Source organism: Paracoccus sp. (in: a-proteobacteria) (assembly GCF_046462195.1).
Taxonomy (GTDB): Bacteria; Pseudomonadota; Alphaproteobacteria; order Rhodobacterales; family Rhodobacteraceae; genus Paracoccus.
Map to the genome: position 1 here is coordinate 1 of NZ_JBKGUN010000220.1, position 18367 is coordinate 18367.

18 protein-coding genes and 1 pseudogene are annotated in these 18367 nt (G+C 60.1%); 15 read left to right on the forward strand and 4 right to left on the reverse strand.

Annotation, left to right across the window (positions count from 1 at the left end):
- Window positions 1-66: 66 nt before the first annotated feature.
- Window positions 67-189 (reverse strand): hypothetical protein, encoded by a 123-nt coding sequence (locus ACLHHB_RS13695; RefSeq protein ID WP_410218839.1) that lies wholly within the window; start codon window positions 187-189, stop codon window positions 67-69.
- A gap of 156 nt (window positions 190-345) precedes the next feature.
- Window positions 346-1080, reverse strand: a complete 735-nt coding sequence (locus tag ACLHHB_RS13700; protein ID WP_410218840.1) for an ATP-binding protein — start codon at window positions 1078-1080, stop codon at window positions 346-348.
- A 901-nt stretch (window positions 1081-1981) separates the two neighbouring features.
- Between ACLHHB_RS13700 and ACLHHB_RS13705 the strand changes: the two genes are divergently transcribed.
- The 9 genes from ACLHHB_RS13705 (at window position 1982) to ACLHHB_RS13745 (ending at window position 11005) form a co-directional block, all read left to right on the forward strand.
- The gene (locus ACLHHB_RS13705) at window positions 1982-3148 is read left to right on the forward strand and encodes a transporter substrate-binding domain-containing protein (RefSeq protein WP_410218841.1); all 1167 of its coding nucleotides are present in this window, start codon (window positions 1982-1984) and stop codon (window positions 3146-3148) included.
- Entirely contained in the window at window positions 3145-3771 is a 627-nt protein-coding gene (locus ACLHHB_RS13710) for an ANTAR domain-containing response regulator (RefSeq protein WP_410218842.1), read from the forward strand. The genes ACLHHB_RS13705 and ACLHHB_RS13710 overlap by 4 nt, the downstream gene beginning before the upstream one ends.
- Before the next feature lie 28 nt (window positions 3772-3799).
- Window positions 3800-5035, forward strand: coding sequence for an urea ABC transporter substrate-binding protein (locus ACLHHB_RS13715; RefSeq protein WP_410218843.1), 1236 nt, complete (start codon window positions 3800-3802; stop codon window positions 5033-5035).
- A 62-nt stretch (window positions 5036-5097) separates the two neighbouring features.
- A complete protein-coding gene (locus ACLHHB_RS13720; RefSeq protein WP_410218844.1) occupies window positions 5098-5970 on the forward strand; it encodes an ABC transporter permease subunit in 873 nt (290 codons plus the stop codon).
- Window positions 5971-5972: 2 nt separating this feature from the next.
- Window positions 5973-7040, forward strand: coding sequence for an ABC transporter permease subunit (locus tag ACLHHB_RS13725; RefSeq protein WP_410218845.1), 1068 nt, complete (start codon window positions 5973-5975; stop codon window positions 7038-7040).
- Window positions 7040-7756 (forward strand): ABC transporter ATP-binding protein, encoded by a 717-nt coding sequence (locus ACLHHB_RS13730; protein ID WP_410218846.1) that lies wholly within the window; start codon window positions 7040-7042, stop codon window positions 7754-7756. The genes ACLHHB_RS13725 and ACLHHB_RS13730 overlap by 1 nt, the downstream gene beginning before the upstream one ends.
- Window positions 7749-8459 (forward strand): ABC transporter ATP-binding protein, encoded by a 711-nt coding sequence (locus tag ACLHHB_RS13735; RefSeq protein WP_410218847.1) that lies wholly within the window; start codon window positions 7749-7751, stop codon window positions 8457-8459. Before ACLHHB_RS13730 ends, ACLHHB_RS13735 begins: the two co-directional genes overlap by 8 nt.
- Window positions 8460-8483: 24 nt before the next feature.
- Window positions 8484-9482: an acetamidase/formamidase family protein gene (locus ACLHHB_RS13740; RefSeq protein ID WP_410218848.1), complete on the forward strand. Its 999-nt coding sequence runs from the start codon at window positions 8484-8486 to the stop codon at window positions 9480-9482.
- Window positions 9479-11005: an amidase gene (locus ACLHHB_RS13745; RefSeq protein ID WP_410218849.1), complete on the forward strand. Its 1527-nt coding sequence runs from the start codon at window positions 9479-9481 to the stop codon at window positions 11003-11005. The genes ACLHHB_RS13740 and ACLHHB_RS13745 overlap by 4 nt, the downstream gene beginning before the upstream one ends.
- A gap of 396 nt (window positions 11006-11401) precedes the next feature.
- Here ACLHHB_RS13745 and ACLHHB_RS13750 read toward each other — a convergent pair.
- A pseudogene (locus ACLHHB_RS13750) lies at window positions 11402-12158 on the reverse strand (IS5 family transposase).
- Between the two features lie 147 nt (window positions 12159-12305).
- Complete coding sequence (locus ACLHHB_RS13755; RefSeq protein ID WP_410218856.1) at window positions 12306-13331, reverse strand: LacI family DNA-binding transcriptional regulator; 1026 nt, start codon at window positions 13329-13331, stop codon at window positions 12306-12308.
- Between the two features lie 98 nt (window positions 13332-13429).
- Here ACLHHB_RS13755 and ACLHHB_RS13760 point away from each other — a divergent pair, with 98 nt between their 5' ends.
- The 6 genes from ACLHHB_RS13760 to ACLHHB_RS13785 form a co-directional block, all read left to right on the forward strand.
- The gene (locus ACLHHB_RS13760; protein WP_410218850.1) at window positions 13430-14446 is read left to right on the forward strand and encodes a TRAP transporter substrate-binding protein; all 1017 of its coding nucleotides are present in this window, start codon (window positions 13430-13432) and stop codon (window positions 14444-14446) included.
- 59 nt (window positions 14447-14505) lie between these two features.
- Complete coding sequence (locus ACLHHB_RS13765) at window positions 14506-14943, forward strand: TRAP transporter small permease (RefSeq protein ID WP_410218851.1); 438 nt, start codon at window positions 14506-14508, stop codon at window positions 14941-14943.
- The gene (locus tag ACLHHB_RS13770) at window positions 14940-16217 is read left to right on the forward strand and encodes a TRAP transporter large permease (protein WP_410218852.1); all 1278 of its coding nucleotides are present in this window, start codon (window positions 14940-14942) and stop codon (window positions 16215-16217) included. Before ACLHHB_RS13765 ends, ACLHHB_RS13770 begins: the two co-directional genes overlap by 4 nt.
- A gap of 3 nt (window positions 16218-16220) precedes the next feature.
- The gene (locus tag ACLHHB_RS13775; RefSeq protein WP_410218853.1) at window positions 16221-16760 is read left to right on the forward strand and encodes a VOC family protein; all 540 of its coding nucleotides are present in this window, start codon (window positions 16221-16223) and stop codon (window positions 16758-16760) included.
- A 3-nt stretch (window positions 16761-16763) separates the two neighbouring features.
- Window positions 16764-18017, forward strand: a complete 1254-nt coding sequence (locus tag ACLHHB_RS13780; RefSeq protein WP_410218854.1) for a RuBisCO large subunit C-terminal-like domain-containing protein — start codon at window positions 16764-16766, stop codon at window positions 18015-18017.
- Window positions 18014-18367, forward strand: a 354-nt coding sequence (locus ACLHHB_RS13785) for a four-carbon acid sugar kinase family protein (protein WP_410218855.1), incomplete at its 3' end; no start/stop codon positions are given. The genes ACLHHB_RS13780 and ACLHHB_RS13785, both read left to right, overlap by 4 nt.

Here is an 18367-nt window from a genome sequence, read left to right on the forward strand (position 1 = left end):
CCATGGGCAGACCTTGAAGCGGACCCTGTGGCGCGCGTTCGGCCTCGTCCAGAAGCGTGTCACGGTCTAGCCCTGCGAGTCATCATCGAAACCGCCAAGGCGGATGGTCAGGCGCACCTTGGCCAGCGTGCCCTTGGGGATCAGGTTGGTGTTGCTCTGCGCGTCGTTGAAATCGTTCCAGGAACCCATGGGGAACCTCCTTTTCTGATCAGGATTGCGGTTGGGATTGGGCGTCAGCCGCCGGATCGGCGGGCGGCGGGGTGTAGGTCAGGCGCTTGGGCACTGGCGCGACGGGGGCACGGATCTTCGTCATCAGGCGGCCGAGGTGAGGCTCCTCGACCTAATCTAGACACCCCGAACGGTCCTTGGCCGGAAAGCCCCAAGGGTTGATCGTCTGGCAGACGAAGGCGCGGTAGGGATCGCATCGGCCTTCAGCTCCGCTATGGTGATCACCTCGTCGACAATCCCCGGCAGCTCCAACCCGGTCTTCGAGCCGTCGATCTGCGACTGGGAAACCTTGCGATTGAAGTCGTCGAGCTTCTCGTCGAGGACTCCGACGAACCAGACGTTCTTCGCCCGCGTGTGCTGCAGGTGCGTCAGCCAACCGATCATCTCGCGGCCGTGCAGCCCGTAGGCCCCGCGCACATCCGGCTTGCCGGTCTTCTCTGACAGCGCCTCGGGCTGGCCCTTGCACCAGCCGAAGCACAGCCGCCCCGCCACGGTGATTGAGTCCACGAAGATCGTGTCGTAGCGGTCGAGCGCGGCCGGATCGCCGAAGCGGTCGCAGACCGCTGTGTAGTGCGCTGGGCTGTAGGGCTGCTCGTCGCGCAGCGCCGGGTTGGGCCCGCCGATGAACACCGCGAAATCCCGGCATTCCGTCCAGGTTCGCGGCCGGATGCTGTCCCCCGCCCAGCCCTTGATGGGGAGATCGCCCGCCTCGAGGTCCATGAACAGTGTGGTCGATGCGTTCAGCGTCCAGAGGAGCGAGGTCTTCCCGATGCCGGACTTGCCGAAGATGCAGCCCTTGATGCCCCGCGGCTCGGCCAGCCGCTGGTCGGCGCTGATGATCGGGAGGTTCATTGATCGTCCCCCTGCGGGACGATCTCGATCTTCAGCGTGCCGGGCCGGACGTCGTAGGCATAGGCTCCCGCCGACACGCAAGGCCACTCTCACATGCGCGGCGGCCAGGTGAGGTTGCGAAGTTGGACTGCGTTTTTCCGGAAGACTGCACAGGTAAGTGGCGCGACGGATAGTCTTCCGGCCCGGCTGATAGAGGGGCCTGTCAGCATCTGGATCTGTCTAAGCGCTTGCTGCAAAACGGAAACTTCGCCACTGGTAGCGGGCGCGGCGGCTAAACCGTAACCCCGCTGCTTCGCGACCTTTGATACTGTTCGATTTCGGTTCCTTTTCGTAGCTTGACCCTGAAATCGAAGTGTTCAGCAGGCAGGGGATTAACCCACGCAACTTCAGTGGCTTGTCAAGAATTCACCAAAACCGCGCAGTCATCAGGTCCGGAGAATATCGGCCCTGAGAGACCGCTTCCGGGCCACTTGGCGCCGTGGCCGGTGCTCAGCCCCACCCGCATAACTTTCGAATACAACGAGAAAATCCGGCCGCAGCCGGATCGGGAGAACGCTTTCGCGAGGGCAAGTGGCGGAGCGAGAGGGCCTGATGTCGAACCTTCTCCAGTTCTGGCACTCGCACATTAGCCTGTTCCAGAAAGTGCACTGATATCTCTTCGAACGCTGAGGAACATCTTCACCGTTCATAAAAAACTAACATGTGGTCTGGGAGTTGGGCTGCTGAAAATCAAGGCACGTTCTGCGCCTCAACCCCTTTGCTGATTGACAGGTATCTTCTTGCGGCCTTAGCGTGTGAGATGTGCTAGGCAAATGCGCCGTCACGCACAGATCTGACGACATTGACATAACGGCAACTCCGCCCTGGGCACTCGCTGCCTCAGGGCTGTTTTCACGTGGACATGAACTTGGAACGCATCTCGCTTCAGATCGGCCTGCTGTTCTCGATCGAGGGACCTTACGCTGCAGTCGCCCAAGCACTTCGAAATGGGGCAGTTTTGGCGTGCCGAGAGGTAAACGAGGATCAATCGTTGCACCTGCAGCTAGAGCCTTTCCACGTAAACCCTCGCGGGCAGTTGGACAATTACCGCAGCGGAATTCAATCCATGCTGAATCGGGGGATCACCCATGTCTGCGGTTGCTATACCTCCTCCAGCCGCAAGGAAGTGCTGCCAATCGTAGAGAAGCACGATGCGCTGCTGTGGTATCCCAGCCATTACGAAGGTTTCGAAACCTCACAGAACGTAATCTACACCGGTTCCTCTCCAAATCAGCATCTGACCCCGCTTATTGGATTTTTGTTCAAAGAATACGGAAGAACGGCCTATTGCATTGGGTCCAATTATATCTGGGCTTGGGAAAGCAACCGCGTCTTTCGTGAAGGCATCACCTGTTTAGGAGGCCAGATTGCAGCCGAACGCTACGTCCCCGTAGGCGAAACTGACTTAGATCAGTATGTGCGCGAGATCTTGGAGCTGCGTCCCAATTACATTTTTAATTCTCTGATCGGGTCATCATCTTATGAGTTTCTGCGGCGCCTGCGCCGGGCCAGCGTTGCTGCTGGGATTGACCAGCCGCGGGACATGCCGGTGGCAAGCTGCACGTTGTCCGAACCGGAATTGCACGCTATTGGCGCCCATGCGGCGAACGGACAGATCACCTCCAGCGTCTATTTCTCGTCGATTCAGACGACACGCAATGTCGACTTCGTTGCCGCCTATCGCCGTGCTTTTCCGGATGGACCGGCCGTCTGCGCAGATGCGGAGTCCAGCTACATTGCCATCCACCTGCTGGCACGCGCTGTAGCTCGGGCAGGAAGCGGAGACATTGCAGGGGTTCGCGCCGCCGTAACCGCTTGCCGATTCGACGCACCGCAGGGGCCAGTAAAAATCGACCCAGAGACCATGCACGCCTGCCTGACGCCACATATCGGTGTCTCCCGTGCAGACTACGAATTTGATGTGCTGACTGAAGGTCCCGGCCCGGTGCAGCCAGACCCCTATCTAGTGCGGTGGTCGCGCACCATGGAACCACCTTCCCTACCCTCGCAAATGAGGATCGTGAAATGAAACAACCCCGCATGATGCAGAACTTCCGCGATTTCCGGGCCGCGATTGTGACCTCGGACAGCCGCACTGTGAGCACGCTGCAAACGGTGCTTCCGCGTCTTGGATTGAGGGTTGACGCGATCAGCCAAACCCTTCCTGCAGAGCTGGCGCCAGGTCCGCGTGTCGTCTTCATTGACGGTGACATGGCGTTACCTCCTGCCAGCGAAGGACTCGAGATACCGGTGGACTGTGCTGTAGTGGGCCTTGTCGGATCTGAAGCTCCCAGCCGTCTGCGCGGGATGGTCAGCTTGGGTGCACAGGCCTTCCTAACCAAGCCGGTGCACAGCGGAGCGGTCTTTTCGGCGCTGTTCCTAGCGGTCAATTCTTTTAATCGCATTATGTCAATGCAGACACAGATTGAAGATCTGAAGCAGCGCCGCAAGGGCCGCGCCCACGTTCTGCACGCCGTGACCGACATGGTACTGCGCGACGGCATCGACCCGGACCAAGCCTATGACCGCCTGCGCCGCGGCGCTATGCATGCCCGACAAAGCGTCGAGGACTTCTGCGAGTCCTTGCGCGGATCGAAACGCAAAGAGGACGAAGAAGCCTCGCCCCACGAGGAAAAACGACGCTGGGCCTAACACCCGCGTCACAAACAAGGAGTTGTAAATGTCGAAAACATCAAGAAGCGCCGCTTCGGCGCTCGGAATCCTGTTGCTTGCAGGTCCCGCATTCGGACAGGAAGCCGAACCGATCAAGCTGGGCGTCCTAGAGGACCAGTCCGGTGATTTCGCCCTTGCCACTATCGGCAAGGTGCATGCGATCCAGCTTGCGACCGAGGAAATCAACGCCGCCGGCGGTATCGATGGCCGCCCGCTGGAACTGGTCGAATACGATACCCAGTCCGACAACACCCGCTACCAGGAATTTATGCGCCGCGTGTTGCAGCGCGACAAGGTGGACGCCGTTTTCGCAGGCTTTTCCTCGGCCTCTCGCGAAGCCTATCGCCCCATCGTCAACCAGTTCGACGGGCTCGCCTTCTACAACAACCAGTATGAAGGCGGGGTTTGCGATGCAAACATGATCGTGACGGGCGCCGTTCCGGAACAGCAGTTCTCGACCCTGCTGCCCTACATGATTGAGAAATACGGACCCAACGTCTACACGATCGCGGCCGACTACAACTTCGGCCAGATCTCGGCCGAATGGGTGCGCAACATCGTCGCAGAAAGTGGCGGCACCATGGTGGGCGAGGAGTTCATCCCCTTGGGCGTGTCGCAGTTTTCGCAGACGATCCAGAACATCCAGGGCGCGAAGCCCGATTTCGTGGTGACGCTGCTGGTGGGCACTGCGCAGGCGTCCTATTACGAACAGGCGGGCGCCGCGAGCCTGAACTTGCCGATGGCATCTTCGGTTAACGTGGGACAGGGCTATGAACACAAGCGCTTCACGCCACCCAGCCTCAAGGACATGTACGCAACCGTGAACTATGTCGAAGAAATCGACAGCCCGGCCAGCAACGAATTCGTTGAGAAGTTCCGCGCGAAGTTCCCAAATGAACCCTATATCAACCAGGAAGCCAGCAACTCGTACACTGCGGTTTATCTCTACAAGCAACTGGTTGAGCGTGCGAAGTCGACCGAGCTGGCAGAAATCCGCAAGGTTATTGCCGAAGGTGATGTTTGCGTGGATGGGCCTGGCGGCGAAATGTGCATCGACCCGAAAAGCCAGCATGTCTCCCACACGATCCATCTGGCCCATGTCACTGATGACCACTCAGTCGAGTTTCCGACCAAGTGGGACGCGATCCAGCCTTATTGGCTCGGCGAGGCGGGCTGCGATCTGACTGTCAGCGATCCAAGCGAACAGTACACTCCGTCGAACCCGCCGCCGGCAAACGGCTGATCCCTGTCCTGTCCGGGCGGCCCCGCCCGCCCGGACGCCACCAAGATCAAAGGGGCCGCCTTGTGGACATCTTCAATCTGATCTTTAGTTTTCTGTACCAGTTCGGCGATGCTTTCGCTTTTCTGGTGCTCAGCGCCTGCGGGCTGGCCGTCATCTTCGGCATGATGGGCGTTATCAACCTTGCCCATGGTGAGTTCATCATGTGCGGGGCCTATGTCTCGACCAGCGCAGTCCATGCAGATCTGCCCCTGCCGCTCGCGATCATCACTGGTGCGGTTGCCGCAGGCATCGCGGGCATGATCATCGAACTGGTCGTGATCCGCCCTCTGTATCAGCGCCCTCTGGACACCATCGTCGCAACTTGGGGCATCTCCATGATAGTGACCCAAGGGACGTTGATCGTCCTCGGCCCCAGCATGCAGGGCGTGGGCACCCCCTTCGGCAGCTTCACGATGGCCGGCTATTCCTATTCTGTCTACCGCGTCATCCTGATGATCGCTGCCGTGGGTACACTGCTCCTGTTGTGGCTGATGTTCACCCGCACGCGGTTTGGCCTTCTGTCGCGCGCTACTATCCAAGTCCCTCATGTGGCCGAGGCTATGGGCGTCAACACCAACCTGATTTACAGCTTTACCTTCGGCCTCGGCGCAGGGTTGGCGGGCCTAGCAGGCGGACTTTACGCCCCAACGATGACGCTGGTGCCTACCATGGGCGCATCCTTCATGGTCGAGGCCTTTGTCACCGTCGTCGTCGGCGGAGCTGACATTTTCCTAGGCACGGCGCCCGCCGCCGCCATCCTTGGCATCATCAAGGCTGCGCTAACCGGCTGGCAGGGACAGCTTGCTGGGCAGATTGGTCTGCTAATCGCCGTCATCATCGTCATTCGCATCCTGCCCCGCGGGATCAGCGGCAAAATCCTGAAAGAAAGGGCCTGAGAATGGCCAATCACTCCCGGTTGCGCGCAACCTTGCGCCTGATTGAAGGGCCGCAGACCATCGGGCGCGGCCCTAAATTTTGGACCGGCTTTGCCATCGTCCTGGCCTGCGCCTGCGCCTATCCGATATTTTCCGACAGCTACGACGTCGGCAACAACGTCTACTTCTTCAACTGGCTGTTCATGGCCATGGGCCTCTCACTGATCTGGGGATATGGAGGGTCGCTGAGCTTCGGGCAGACGGCGTTCTTCGGCATTGCGGGCTATTGCTATGGCGTCCTGACGATCAACCTTGGTGATGCCTACGGACTGACGCTGCTTTCAGCCCTGATGGCCGTCGGCTTCAGTGCACTCTTCGCTGCTGTACTGGGGTATTTCCTGTTTTTTGGGCGCATCAACGGCGTGTTTCTTGGCATCGTGTCCCTGTCTGTGACTTTGGTCCTGGAGCGCTTCATGGCGCAAACGGCCGGCCCACAGTGGGCCATCGGCTCGGCCCGGCTGAATGGATTTAACGGCATGGGCGGTATGCCCTCGCTGACGATCCCTTGGCCGGGCGGAAGCATCGCGCTGTTTCCGGACCTGCCGCTGTACTACCTGACGCTTACGCTTATCGTCGTGGTTTATTTGGCCCTGCGCATACTGGTCAACTCGCGCTTCGGCAACGTTCTCGTCGCCATTCGGGAAAATCCTCAGCGGGCAGAGATGTTGGGTTACGACATACGTAAGTTTCAGCTAGGTGGGTTTGTGATCGGATCAGCCTTGGCAGGGCTTTCAGGGGTGCTTTACACGTCCTGGGGGAACTACATCACGCCTGCCTCGATGGGGATGACCGCCGCCGCCCTGCCCATTGTATGGGTCGCAGTCGGGGGGCGCAGCGACCTGACTACGACGCTTGTAGGCACCCTGGCGGTGCTGATCGTGTTCCAGATGCTGACGATCCACGGTAGCCAGTATGCCCTCGTTGTCATGGGTCTCCTGCTGGTTGTGACCGTGATGGTTGCTCCACGGGGCATCGTGATGGCCATCGTTGACGCCTCAGGCCGCCTGTTTCGACGGAAGGAGCCGCGCTGATGGCCATCCTAGAAACCCGCAAGCTGAGCAAGCATTTTGGCGGCCTGCATGTCACCGGCAATGTCGATTTCACCGTCCAAACCGGTGAGATGCATTGCCTGATCGGCCCGAACGGCGCGGGCAAGAGCACTTTCTTCCGCCTCATCCTGGGCGAGCATCAGCCCGACAGCGGACAGATCCTGTTCTCTAACGAGGACATCACTCGCACCAAGTCTTTCCAGCGCATCCGCAAGGGCATCAGCGTCAAGTTCCAGGTGCCTGGCATTTTCAAGGAGCTCAGCACTCGCCAGAACCTTGTCATTGCCCTGCAGCACCATGTCCCAGCTGGCAATCTTACCGAGGAGGTCGACAGGCTGCTAGAGTTTCTAAAGCTGTCGCAGGATCACGCGCAACCTGCTGGCAACCTCAGCCACGGCCAGAAGCAGTGGCTCGAGATCGGGATGGCAATTGCACTGAAACCACGTCTGCTGTTGCTTGACGAACCTACTGCAGGGATGACGCCCGACGAAACACATGCCACGGGCGAGATGCTGCATCGGCTGAACGCCGAAGGTATGACGGTTCTGGCAGTCGAGCATGACATGGCGTTCGTGCGCCAGATCGCTCACCGGGTGACCGTGCTGCATCTGGGCAAGGTCTTTGCGCAGGGCAGTATCGACGACATCACCGCCGATCCTCGTGTCGCTAAGATCTATCTGGGAGAGGTCGATGCCTGAACCCCTTCTACAAACATCTGAACTTAACGGCGGATATGGCGGCAAGCCAGTTCTGCAAGGCGTCGATATCGACGTGAACGAGGGCGAGATTGTCGCCATCATTGGCCGCAATGGCGTGGGCAAGTCCACGCTGATGAAGACGCTGATCGGGCTCTTGCCAACCCAGCGTGGGTCAATCCGGGTGAGGGGCCAGCAAGTCGACAGCCTATCGGCGCATCGACGCGCACGCCTTGGCATTGGTTATGTCCCGCAGGGGCGCGATGTCTTCCCGCGCATGACCGTGCTGGAGAACCTGATGGTAGGCCAGTCGATCTCAGGCAGGAAGCTGGATGGCAAGCTCGAGGAGGTCTATCACTACTTCCCGATCCTTCACGAGCGGGCCAGCCAACGTGCCGGCACCCTATCAGGCGGCCAACAGCAACAGCTTGCTATTGGTCGTGTGCTGATGGGTGGGCCCTCGCTGGTCCTGCTGGACGAGCCCTCGGAAGGCATTCAGCCAAACATCGTCCAGTCGATCGCCCGGATCATGGTGGACCTGAACGCAACCTCCGGCCTCGGCGTCATCTTCGTCGAACAGAACATCGACATGATCCGCGCCATGGCGCAGCGCTGCTACGTCATGGACAAAGGACGCATCACCGCCGCACTGACCCGTGCTGACCTGGACGATCAAGACCTCATCCGCAGCTATCTGTCCGTCTGACCCTTACCCAAGAAAGGTATTCACATGAGCTGGTTCAAAGACTCCATCATGGCCCGCAAGGCCGTCGCCAAGGGCGAGGCACGGGCTGAAGCATCGCTGACCGAGGCCCAGCAGGGCAGCTATCATTACGTCTATAGTGCAGCGATCCCGCCGGCGCTGAAGATCGACCCTGGTACGGTACTGACCTGCGAGACCCATGATGCTTTCGAGGGCGCAATCACCTCGGAATCCGACAAACCGACGGAAAAGCTGAACTTCCCGTTCCTCAATCCCCAGAACGGACCGGTTTGGATCAACGGTGCGGAAAAAGGAGACACCATAGCCGTTCATATCGACAGCATCGTCCCACGTGGACTCCAGCCCCGCGGCACGACCGTCATCATGCCCGAGTTCGGCGGCTTGGTGCCTACGGCCGACACCGCTCTGCTGACGGCGCCCCTGCCTGAACGCGTGCGGAAGCTGCACGTTACTGCCGAGGACGGCACCGTTTGGAACGAGCGGATTACCCTGCCCTACGAGCCCTTCATCGGTACCATCGGTACTGCCCCGCAGATTGAGGCCATCTCATCGCTGGTGCCAGATTATTACGGCGGAAACATGGACCTGCCGGACGTCGCACCTGGCGCGGTCGTTTATCTGCCCGTCCAGACCGAGGGCGGGTTCCTGTTTCTGGGCGATTGCCATGCAGCGCAGGGGGACGGCGAGCTGTGCGGCGTTGCGATTGAACATCCGACCGTCACCACCGTCCGCGTTGACTTGATCAAGGGCTGGACGATCAAGACACCGCGACTTGAGAACGAAAAGTTTTACATGACCATTGGTTCCTCGCGCCCCATGGAAGATGCCGCACGTGGCGCCTACCGCGAGTTGATCCGGTGGATGGCCGCCGATTTCGGCTTCGACGAGATCGACGCCTACATGCTGCTGACCCAGTGCGGCCGCATCCGACTGGGCAACATGGTGGACCCGAAATACACGGTCGGCGCATCAGTCCTGAAATCCATTGTCGGGACTGCCCGATGAAGGACATGCTTCCCCTGTTGGGTGATCTAACCGTCGCCGGGATCCGCGACGGCCTGGCCTCCGGAGCTTTTACCTCCGAGGCACTGACCCTGGCCGCTCTCGCCCAGGTGCAGGCAACGAACGACACCTATAACGCGATTATCTTCGAGAACGACGCGGCGCTGGAAACGGCCCGCGACATAGACCGCCGTATCGCCGCAGGCGAGCCTGTGGGTGCCTTGGCGGGTGTTCCCGTTGTGGTCAAGGACCCGATGGATATGGTGGGCTTTCCGTCCACCGCAGGCTGGCGGCTTCTCAATTCTGCCACCGGCGGCGTCGATCTGATGCCTCAGCGCGACAGCCCTGTGGTGGCGCGAATGCGCGACGCCGATGCTGTCATCATCGGCAAGACCAACGTGCCGATCCTTAGCTGGACGGGAACCCATGCCAATGACAGTTGGGCCGGACCGACGACCAACCCGGCCGCACCTGACCGGGTGCCGGGAGGTTCCAGTGCAGGCTCTGCAGCAGCGGTCGCAGCCCATATGGCGGTAATCGGCCTAGCCGAGGAAACAGGTGGTTCCATCCAGAACCCGGCCTCGGCGCAGGATCTGGTGGGCATAAAGCCAACGATTGGGCTTGTGCCCAATGCAGGCGTTGTACCGCTGTCGGGCTATCGCGACGTTGTCGGGCCCGTTGCGCGAACGGTTGCAGACGCTGCCGAATGCCTCACCCTGCTGGCGGGCTTCACCACCGAAGATCCGAAGACACTGGCATCTATCGGCAAGATCCCGGCAGGAGGCTATGCGGCGGGGTTGTCCGCCGACGGACTGCGCGGCAAGCGACTCGGGCTTTATGGTCGGGGCTGGCGGTGGGACGCACTGTCGGACGAGGCCAAGCAGCTTTACGAACGTGCCAAGGCCGAGCTGACGGCCGCGGGCGCGATCTTGATCGCGGATCCCTTCGCCAGCACCGATTTTGCCAGCCTGCGCCAAATCACTCCGGGAACGCCGTTCTTCGACGGGCGGGGGCTAGAGTCGCTGCCCTATGACATGACCTGCTATCTGCGCCGCCTTGGCCCCTACGCCGCGCTAAAATCGTGGCATGATTTCGTCGCGGCAACCGAGACCGAGGATGTTCTGGCGAAGGGCGCGATTCTTGGCTATCTGCACGAACTTCCCGATTTCGCTCCCTGCCTTGCCGATCCCGAAACGCCTCCTGCCCTCCCTGCCTTTACGGAACTGAAGCGACGCTATCTCGAACTGCTCGATCAGGTCTTCGCTAAACACGCCCTAGATGGGCTGGTTTATCCGCAGATGCTGAACGAATTGCCCAAACTGCATTCTGGGGAAGCGATCCGCGAAACCACCGTGGGCGAGCTGAACATCGCCGGAATTCCAGGCATCACCGTTCCTGCCGGATATTACGCTTCAGGCGCACCCTTCGGCCTGATCTTCCTCGGCCTGCAATGGTCCGAGGCAGAACTGCTGAACCAAGCATATGCATACGAACAGGCAACCCGGCACCGCAGGCCTGCTGTCTGATCCAAGAGGGAGGCAAAACACTAAAGGCGAAAGAACTCGCCGCCTTGGAAAAAAAGGTTTTGTACAAGTCTACTTTGCTAATCGGACCGCCTCTCTGACGGCGTCTGCCGCTAAGCCCTTGCCCTTCTGGGTCCTTCCTAGAGCGCTTCATATGCGGTAGGCGTTGTCGCGCACGAACTACAGTCTGAGGAAGAAAATCGGGGTTCGCACCTGAGGTTCGCAGTTCGCGCCCGTTGTTCAAGTTCATCAAGCTGTCGAAGGATCATGCCTGCCCGCAGTAGCTATTCTGCACAGGATTTTGGGTCAGCATCGGAGGAGCACTACAGCAGGAGCATCCTGATTAGATTATTTTGGATAGCTGGGATTTGGATTGATGGATCTAGGGTCCGTGAACATTCACCGTGAGGCGGTGATGGTTGCAGCGAGATGCCAGTTGGCGGCGTACCTGCAAGCGGTTTTTTGTAACGCGTCGCAACGGCTCGGAACTCCTTTATTTTCGCGAAGACGTTCTCGACCATGTGCCGCCACTTGTAGGCGTGTTTATCGTAGTCACGCTTGATCGTGTGGTTGGCTTTTGACGGGATAACGGCGCTGGCATGCCGCGCGTCTCGTTCCGCGAGCAGCCAATCGGCATCAAACGCCTTGTCCGCCAGAAGAGCGTCGAAGACGACGTCCTCGGTCAGCGGTGCAACGCCTTTCAAGTCGTGAGCTTGGCGGGGCAGCAAAACAAAATCGAACAGGTTGCCGAGGGCATCGACCAGGGCCACGATCTTCGTGGTCAGTCCGCCGCGCGAGCGTCCGATGGCCTGAGCCTGAGTCCCCCTTTTGCGCCGCTCGCCTTCTGGTAAGCCTGGACAATGGTGCCGTCGATCAGCGCATATTCGAAATCGGGATTGTCGCGGATCTCTTTAAAGAGGCGCTCGAAAACGCCACCTTTGGCCCATCTGCGAAACCGGCGGAACACGCTGTTCCAGTTCCCGAATGCCGATGGCAGATCACGCCAGGGCAAACCGGTCCGCACCCGCCAGAGAACGGCCTCCAGGAACAACCGGTTATCCCTGGCCGTCGCACCGCTGTCGCTTTTCTTGCCGGGAAGATAGAGTTCAAGACGCGCCCATATATCATTCGTCACCACAAACCGCTGCTCGTCCATTCAGACCTCCATTTGGGAGGCCTGAATCAGAAATCAGATGGCATGTGAACTATGAATGTCCAGGGGCCTAGCTGCCGCGCCTGCCAATTGCAAAATAAAGCGTTTTACCGACACATGCAGGTCAGCGCGCGGTTAACTGGCAACCAGTTAAACAACTGCAGGCAGATTTGTCGGAAAGATGATCTGCATTGGCAGGGGCGCGAGCTTATGCAGGGCGTGCAAATGATCCAGCATGACCTCAAATAAGGACAAGTTGCGCTGCGTCAACACGGCCATCATCAGCCCGTCCAGAAGTAGCCTGCGCGTGTCAGGACCATATCCGTGGCCGATCAGCCGAACCTGACGAGCCCGGTCAGTTCGGTTCAGCGCCATGCCAATACCCTCAGACGATCCTCCGACATTGTAGATGCCGCACAGGTCTGGATAACGCTCTAGAAGGCTTTCCGTCATGCGCATGTTGATCAAGGGATCATCCTGGCCCTCGATAGTGCCACTGAACTCCAACAGTGGATGATCGCGCTGAATCAGCTCCTGAAACCCCAGTTCACGCTCGACATGCGAGCGGTAATGGCGCGTGGCGGCAATGACGGCCAGCTTTCCGCCTTCGGGCGGTGCCGTCGAGGCGAGCAGATAAGCCGCTGTTCGACCTGCCGCCAGATTATCAATCCCAATGAACGCATGTCGTGATGATCCGGAGATGTCACTGATGAGGGTTAAAACCTTCTTTCCGGCGGATGTCAGTTCATCCACTGCATCGCGCACGTCGGGATGATCCACGCCGAACACAGCGATTACCTCCGCCTTCCGCCCCAGACGCAACAGACTGCTGGCGGTCAGGTCCGGGTTCATCGAGTCCAGCAGGTAGGAATGAATTCGGGCACCCCGGTCTCGGATCTGCGCCCATTCCCGCAATTCCTGATTCAGGCTGCGAATGTAAGGGTTGGCTGTGCTCGGCAGCACCACGACAAGGCGCAGGCGCTGTGCGCGTTTCAAACGCTCGATCGTTTCGGACGAAAGATACCCGCATTCCGCAGCGGCCCGCAAGACCCGGTCGGCCGTGGCAGGACGTACGTTGGGACGCCCATGCAGCACACGGTCCACAGTTGCCTCGGATACGGCTGCCAGCGTGGCAACGTCACGGATACCTGCCCTCATTGATCCCTCAAAACCCATCAAGAATGCAACGTTGATTTCATCAAACTCTCGCTTACACTTCTCGTCAATGCGCGAAGGGGGAGCCTTACCGCGTTCGCAAAATCAGGGGGAACACAATGACCAAGACACTCGGCCTTTCGCGCCGCGGGCTTCTGCTGGGCGCAAGCGCAGCCATGTTGGCGACACCGTTCCTGGCAAAAGGCGCGCGCGCAGCCACGACCCTACGCTACGGTCACATGCACACACCCAATTCCATTGCCGGCGAACAAGCGCAATGGTTTGCCGATGCCGTCGCTGAGAAGACAGGCGGCGAGCTTACAATCCAGATTTTCCCCAATTCGCAACTTGGCAAGCTGCAGGAGTTGGCCGAGGCAGTTTCAACTGGATCAATCGCGTTTTCGCACAACACCGCTGGCGCTATCGGATCTCTTTACGCCCCCTTTGCGGCCTTCGACACACCTTATCTGTATCGGGATGTCGACCATCTGATGAAGGTGACGGATGTCGATGGAACCGTCATGCAAGAGCTCAATCAAGGTCTGGCCGATGCGTCAGGAACGCGTGCCCTTTACGCGTTCTACTTCGGCACCCGCAATCTGACAGCAGATCGCGAAGCGAAGACACCGGCAGATCTGGCCGGAGTCAAGATCCGCTCGATCCCCTTCCCAATCTATATGGCCACAGTCGAAGGCCTTGGTGCCGTTCCTGTTCCGGTCGATTGGGCTGAGGTGCCGACGGCGCTGGCAACCGGGGTGGTACATGGGCAAGAAAACCCGATGAATGTCCTGGTGACGGCAAAGCTCTACGAGGTGCAGAGCCACCTGATGCTGACCGGGCACATCACTGCCGCTCAGGTCGTCATGATGAACGATGATGTCTGGAACGGCCTGTCCGATCCCCACAAGGAGGCCGTTGCCGCTGCGGCTGGAGAAACCCGCGCGCGTGCCTCGGACGCCATGCTGGCAGCAGAGGAGAGCGATCTTCAGGCCCTGCGTGACCATGGCATGACTGTTCTGGACGAAGGCAATGGCCTTGACCTCGCCGCCTTCCGTGAGGGTGTTCAAACGCGCATCTCGCGCGAGTTCGATACCGAATACGGTGAACTGTACGCCAAAATCGCCGCAGTCGCTTGATGCCTGACGGATCCCGGACACCGCCGCGCGCGCTGGATCTTGCGACCCGCGGCCTCCTTGTGGCTTCGACCGCGCTTCTGCTGCTGATCATCGCCTTGATCGTGACGCAGATCGCCGCCCGGAACTTCTGGAATGCCGGCCTGCCACGCGCCGAAGAGATCAGCCGCTATGCTGGTGTGCTGATGGTTTACTTCACGGCGCCGGTTTTGGCCCTGCATGGCCTGCATGTGGCGGTGGATGCTTTCACGAACATGTTGCCACGCCTGCCCCGGATGGTCTGCGCCCTGCTGGCCGAGGCTTCCATATTTGCTTTCGCGTCCATCACCCTGTGGGGGGGATGGATTTATCTTGAGCGAGCATGGAAGTTCAAGACGCCTGCACTGGGTATCAGGAACATTTGGCTCTATGGGCCGATCATGCTGTCGCTGGCGCTGCTTGCTGTCATCGCCGCGTGGCGGATTGCAGCAGCACTTTGTTCGACAAAGGCAAGCCAATGACGTTGACCCTGTTGTTGGCATTTGGCGTGCTGCTGATCATTGGCGCACCCATCGCAGTCGCATTGGGGCTCTCTTCTGCCATCACGATCCTGATCCACGATCTTCCGACCAGCGTGCTGCTGCAGCGTGCAGTGGCGTCGATTGACAGTTCTCCCCTGCTGGCGGTGCCCATGTTCATCATGGCTGCCGCCCTGTTGGGCGTTACGGGCGTCACGGCCTACATGTTCGATCTGGTGCGGATGATCGTGGGGCGCGTACGAGGGGGGATGGCTCATGTCAACGTGCTGCTGTCGCTAGTATTCTCTGGCATGTCGGGCGCTGCCTTGGCCGACATCGGTGCTCTGGGCGGCATGCAGGTGCGCGAGATGGAAAAGCAGGGCTACACCCGCCGCTTTGCCGCCGGGCTGACCATTGCTTCTGCGACCATTGGACCTATCTTCCCGCCTTCGATCCCGCTGATCATCTTTGCTGCAGCAGCAGAGGTCTCTCCGGTAAAGCTGCTGTTGGCAGGCATTGTGCCAGCACTTCTGCTGGCCGGGATGCTGATGGCCTACATCGCGTTGGTTGCGCGCGTTCAAAACCTGCCGCGCGACGACGTACGGCCGACACTGCCTGCTTTCGCCCGTCTCGCCGTGATATCCCTCCCGGCACTCCTGACGCCGGTGCTGCTGGTGGGTGGACTGCTGTCGGGTTACTTCGGGCCAACCGAGGCAGCAGGAATCACGGTGGCCTATGCCATCCTGATTGGTGCCTTGGTGTACCGCACGCTGCGCCTGTCGACGCTGATCGCATCTGCGCGCGAGACGGTCTTGGCCACCGCGAACATCCTCTTTGTAGTGGCGGCCGCGGCCGTCTTTGCCTGGGTGCTGACCATGGATCAGGTGCCGATGAAGGCGGGTGCCTGGCTTCTTGGGATCTCTGACAACCCTCTGGTGCTGCTGCTCATCCTGAACGTCGTGCTGCTTGTCGCCGGGATGTTCCTCGAATCCATTGCAGCAATCCTGATCATCGCGCCGATCGTCACGCCTGCGCTGATGCAGGCAGGCGCGCCGCCCGAGCAGATCGGCGTCGTGATGGTGCTGAACCTGATGATCGGCCTGCTGACACCTCCGGTGGGCATGAGCCTCTACATGATGTCGATCACGGTGAAGATGCCGTTTGTCGAAGTCCTGCGCGGTGTCATGCCGTTTTTCATCCCGCTTTTCCTGGCACTGCTGCTGATCACGCTGTTTCCCGGCCTGACTGCATGGCTGCCGACCTATCTGATGGAGTGACCCATGAGCCGCTTTCTTGGCCCCATTCGCCAACTTGGCTTCGTCGTACCCGATATCGAACAGGCCATGGCGCACTGGTCGAACGTCATGGGCGTCGGCCCGTTTTTCTACAACCCACACGTTCCGATCGAGGATTACCGTTTTGACGGGCAAAGTCATCAGCCGCACAATTCGGTCGCGCTGGCGAATGCGGGATATGTGCAGGTCGAACTGATCCAGTGCCGCAACGACGTGCCATCCTGCTACAAGGAATTCACCGATGCGGGCCATCAGGGCCTGCAGCACACAGCCTACTGGACCGAAGACTACGATCGCGACCTCGAGGTCATGCAACAACAAGGTTTTGCCGTCCGCATGTCCGGCAAGGTCGGCGAGAATGGTCGTTTTGCCTACTTCGACCGCGAGGCGCATCCCGGCACCTGCATCGAGCTGTCCGAGGTCAAGGGCCCTAAGGGCCGGATGTTCGACATGATCCGAGCCGCCTCGGACGGCTGGGACGGCACCGCTCCCGTGCGCCCCTTCCCCGACCTGTCGAAGATCTGAACCATGATCCGTGCCACATACCTTGTAGAGACGCCCTGCCCTATTGCCGACGTCGCGGCCATGATGGCGGGCGAACAAAGCGCCGGTACATTTGTGCGTGTCGAAGGCGAAACCGATGAACTTCGTGCGCGCTTCGGTGCGCGGGTCGTGTCGACGGAACAGGTAGGGGAAAGTGCCAGTCCATCGTTGCGCTCCGCCTGGGCTGAGCGAAAGGGCCTGCTCGGCCCGCGCGGGATCTACCGCGTCACCATAGACTATCCCGAAGACAATGTGGGGGTGAACCTTCCCAACCTTGCCGCCGTGGTGGCCGGAAACCTTTATGATCTGGGTGAAGTGACCGGGCTGAAGCTGGTCGATGTCAGGCTGCGCCCGGACTACCGCGACCGCTACGAGCTTCCCTCACTAGGGATCGCCGGTACACGCAAGGCAACCGGTGTGACGGTAAGGCCCATCTTCGGCACCATTATCAAGCCAAATATCGGACTTGCCCCGGACGAGATCGCCGCGCTCGTTTTACGGTTGGCCGAGGCCGGCGCCGATTTCGTGAAAGATGACGAAATCGCTGGCACTCATTCCCATGCACCCGTCGACGCGCGCATCCGGGCCGTCATGGAGGCGGTGCGGCGCCATCGCGACCACACGGGGAAGCTGGTGATGGTAGCCTTCAACATCACCGACGAAACGGATGCCATGCGCCGTCATGCCGACCTGATCGAGGGCGAGGAGGGAAGCTGTGCCATGGTTTCGCTGAACTGGTGCGGCCTGTCCGCTGTCCAGACGCTGCGGCGGCATACGCCGCTGGCAATACACGGCCATCGTAACGGATTCGGCGGAATGGGACGCCACCCGCTGCTGGGCATGGGAGTACAAGCCTATCAGACCCTGTACCGGTTGGCAGGAATCGATCACATGCATGTTCATGGCATGGACGGGAAGTTCGCCGACCTCGAACAGGACGTGACCGAGGCGGCGCGGCATTGTTTGACCCCCTTGTCCCGTCAGGACGAGGTGATGCCGGTATTCTCGTCGGGGCAATGGGCAGGCACGCTGCCGAAGACGCTGGAAGCGGTCGGGTCGAACGACCTGATGTTCCTGTGCGGCGGCGGCATCATGGCCCATCCGGGCGGGCCCGCTGCCGGTCTGGCAAGTCTGCGGCAGGCGCACGAGGCGACGCTCCGGGGACTGCCTCTTGCTGAGGCTTCCGAGATGCCCGAACTGACGCAAGCGCTGGCAAGCTTCGGGACACTCCACGCATGAGCTATATCTTCGTTGCTGATGATTTCACCGGTGCCTCTGACACGCTGGCGACGCTGGCACGCGCGGGCATGCGCACCCGACTGTTTCCGGACGTTCCCCGGGCTGACGAGGTCCGTGAGCTGGATGCCTGGGGCGTAGCGACCGAGGCGCGCTCACTCGACAAGAAAGGCATCACCGCCCTGGCCCGCCGTATAGGCGCCGGCCTTTTCGCGCATCGGCCCGATTTCCTCCACGTCAAGATCTGCTCGACCTTTGACAGCAGCGACACCATCGGCAACATCGCCTTGCTGGTGCGCGGCTTGTCGGATGCCATCGGCGTCCCGGACATTGCAGTCATCGCGGGGCAGCCC

Excerpts from the sequence above, each read along its gene's own strand:
- ACLHHB_RS13745 (WP_410218849.1), top strand. The coding sequence starts at position 9,479 with ATGAAGGACATGCTTCCCCTGTTGGGTGATCTAACCGTCGCCGGGATC.
- ACLHHB_RS13695 (WP_410218839.1), bottom strand. The coding sequence starts at position 189 with ATGGGTTCCTGGAACGATTTCAACGACGCGCAGAGCAACACCAACCTG.
- ACLHHB_RS13710 (WP_410218842.1), top strand. The coding sequence starts at position 3,145 with ATGAAACAACCCCGCATGATGCAGAACTTCCGCGATTTCCGGGCCGCG.
- ACLHHB_RS13740 (WP_410218848.1), top strand. The coding sequence starts at position 8,484 with ATGAGCTGGTTCAAAGACTCCATCATGGCCCGCAAGGCCGTCGCCAAG.
- ACLHHB_RS13780 (WP_410218854.1), top strand. The coding sequence starts at position 16,764 with ATGATCCGTGCCACATACCTTGTAGAGACGCCCTGCCCTATTGCCGAC.
- ACLHHB_RS13715 (WP_410218843.1), top strand. The coding sequence starts at position 3,800 with ATGTCGAAAACATCAAGAAGCGCCGCTTCGGCGCTCGGAATCCTGTTG.
- ACLHHB_RS13770 (WP_410218852.1), top strand. The coding sequence starts at position 14,940 with ATGACGTTGACCCTGTTGTTGGCATTTGGCGTGCTGCTGATCATTGGC.
- ACLHHB_RS13705 (WP_410218841.1), top strand. The coding sequence starts at position 1,982 with ATGAACTTGGAACGCATCTCGCTTCAGATCGGCCTGCTGTTCTCGATC.
- ACLHHB_RS13760 (WP_410218850.1), top strand. The coding sequence starts at position 13,430 with ATGACCAAGACACTCGGCCTTTCGCGCCGCGGGCTTCTGCTGGGCGCA.
- ACLHHB_RS13775 (WP_410218853.1), top strand. The coding sequence starts at position 16,221 with ATGAGCCGCTTTCTTGGCCCCATTCGCCAACTTGGCTTCGTCGTACCC.
- ACLHHB_RS13735 (WP_410218847.1), top strand. The coding sequence starts at position 7,749 with ATGCCTGAACCCCTTCTACAAACATCTGAACTTAACGGCGGATATGGC.
- ACLHHB_RS13755 (WP_410218856.1), bottom strand. The coding sequence starts at position 13,331 with ATGGGTTTTGAGGGATCAATGAGGGCAGGTATCCGTGACGTTGCCACG.
- ACLHHB_RS13730 (WP_410218846.1), top strand. The coding sequence starts at position 7,040 with ATGGCCATCCTAGAAACCCGCAAGCTGAGCAAGCATTTTGGCGGCCTG.
- ACLHHB_RS13700 (WP_410218840.1), bottom strand. The coding sequence starts at position 1,080 with ATGAACCTCCCGATCATCAGCGCCGACCAGCGGCTGGCCGAGCCGCGG.
- ACLHHB_RS13725 (WP_410218845.1), top strand. The coding sequence starts at position 5,973 with ATGGCCAATCACTCCCGGTTGCGCGCAACCTTGCGCCTGATTGAAGGG.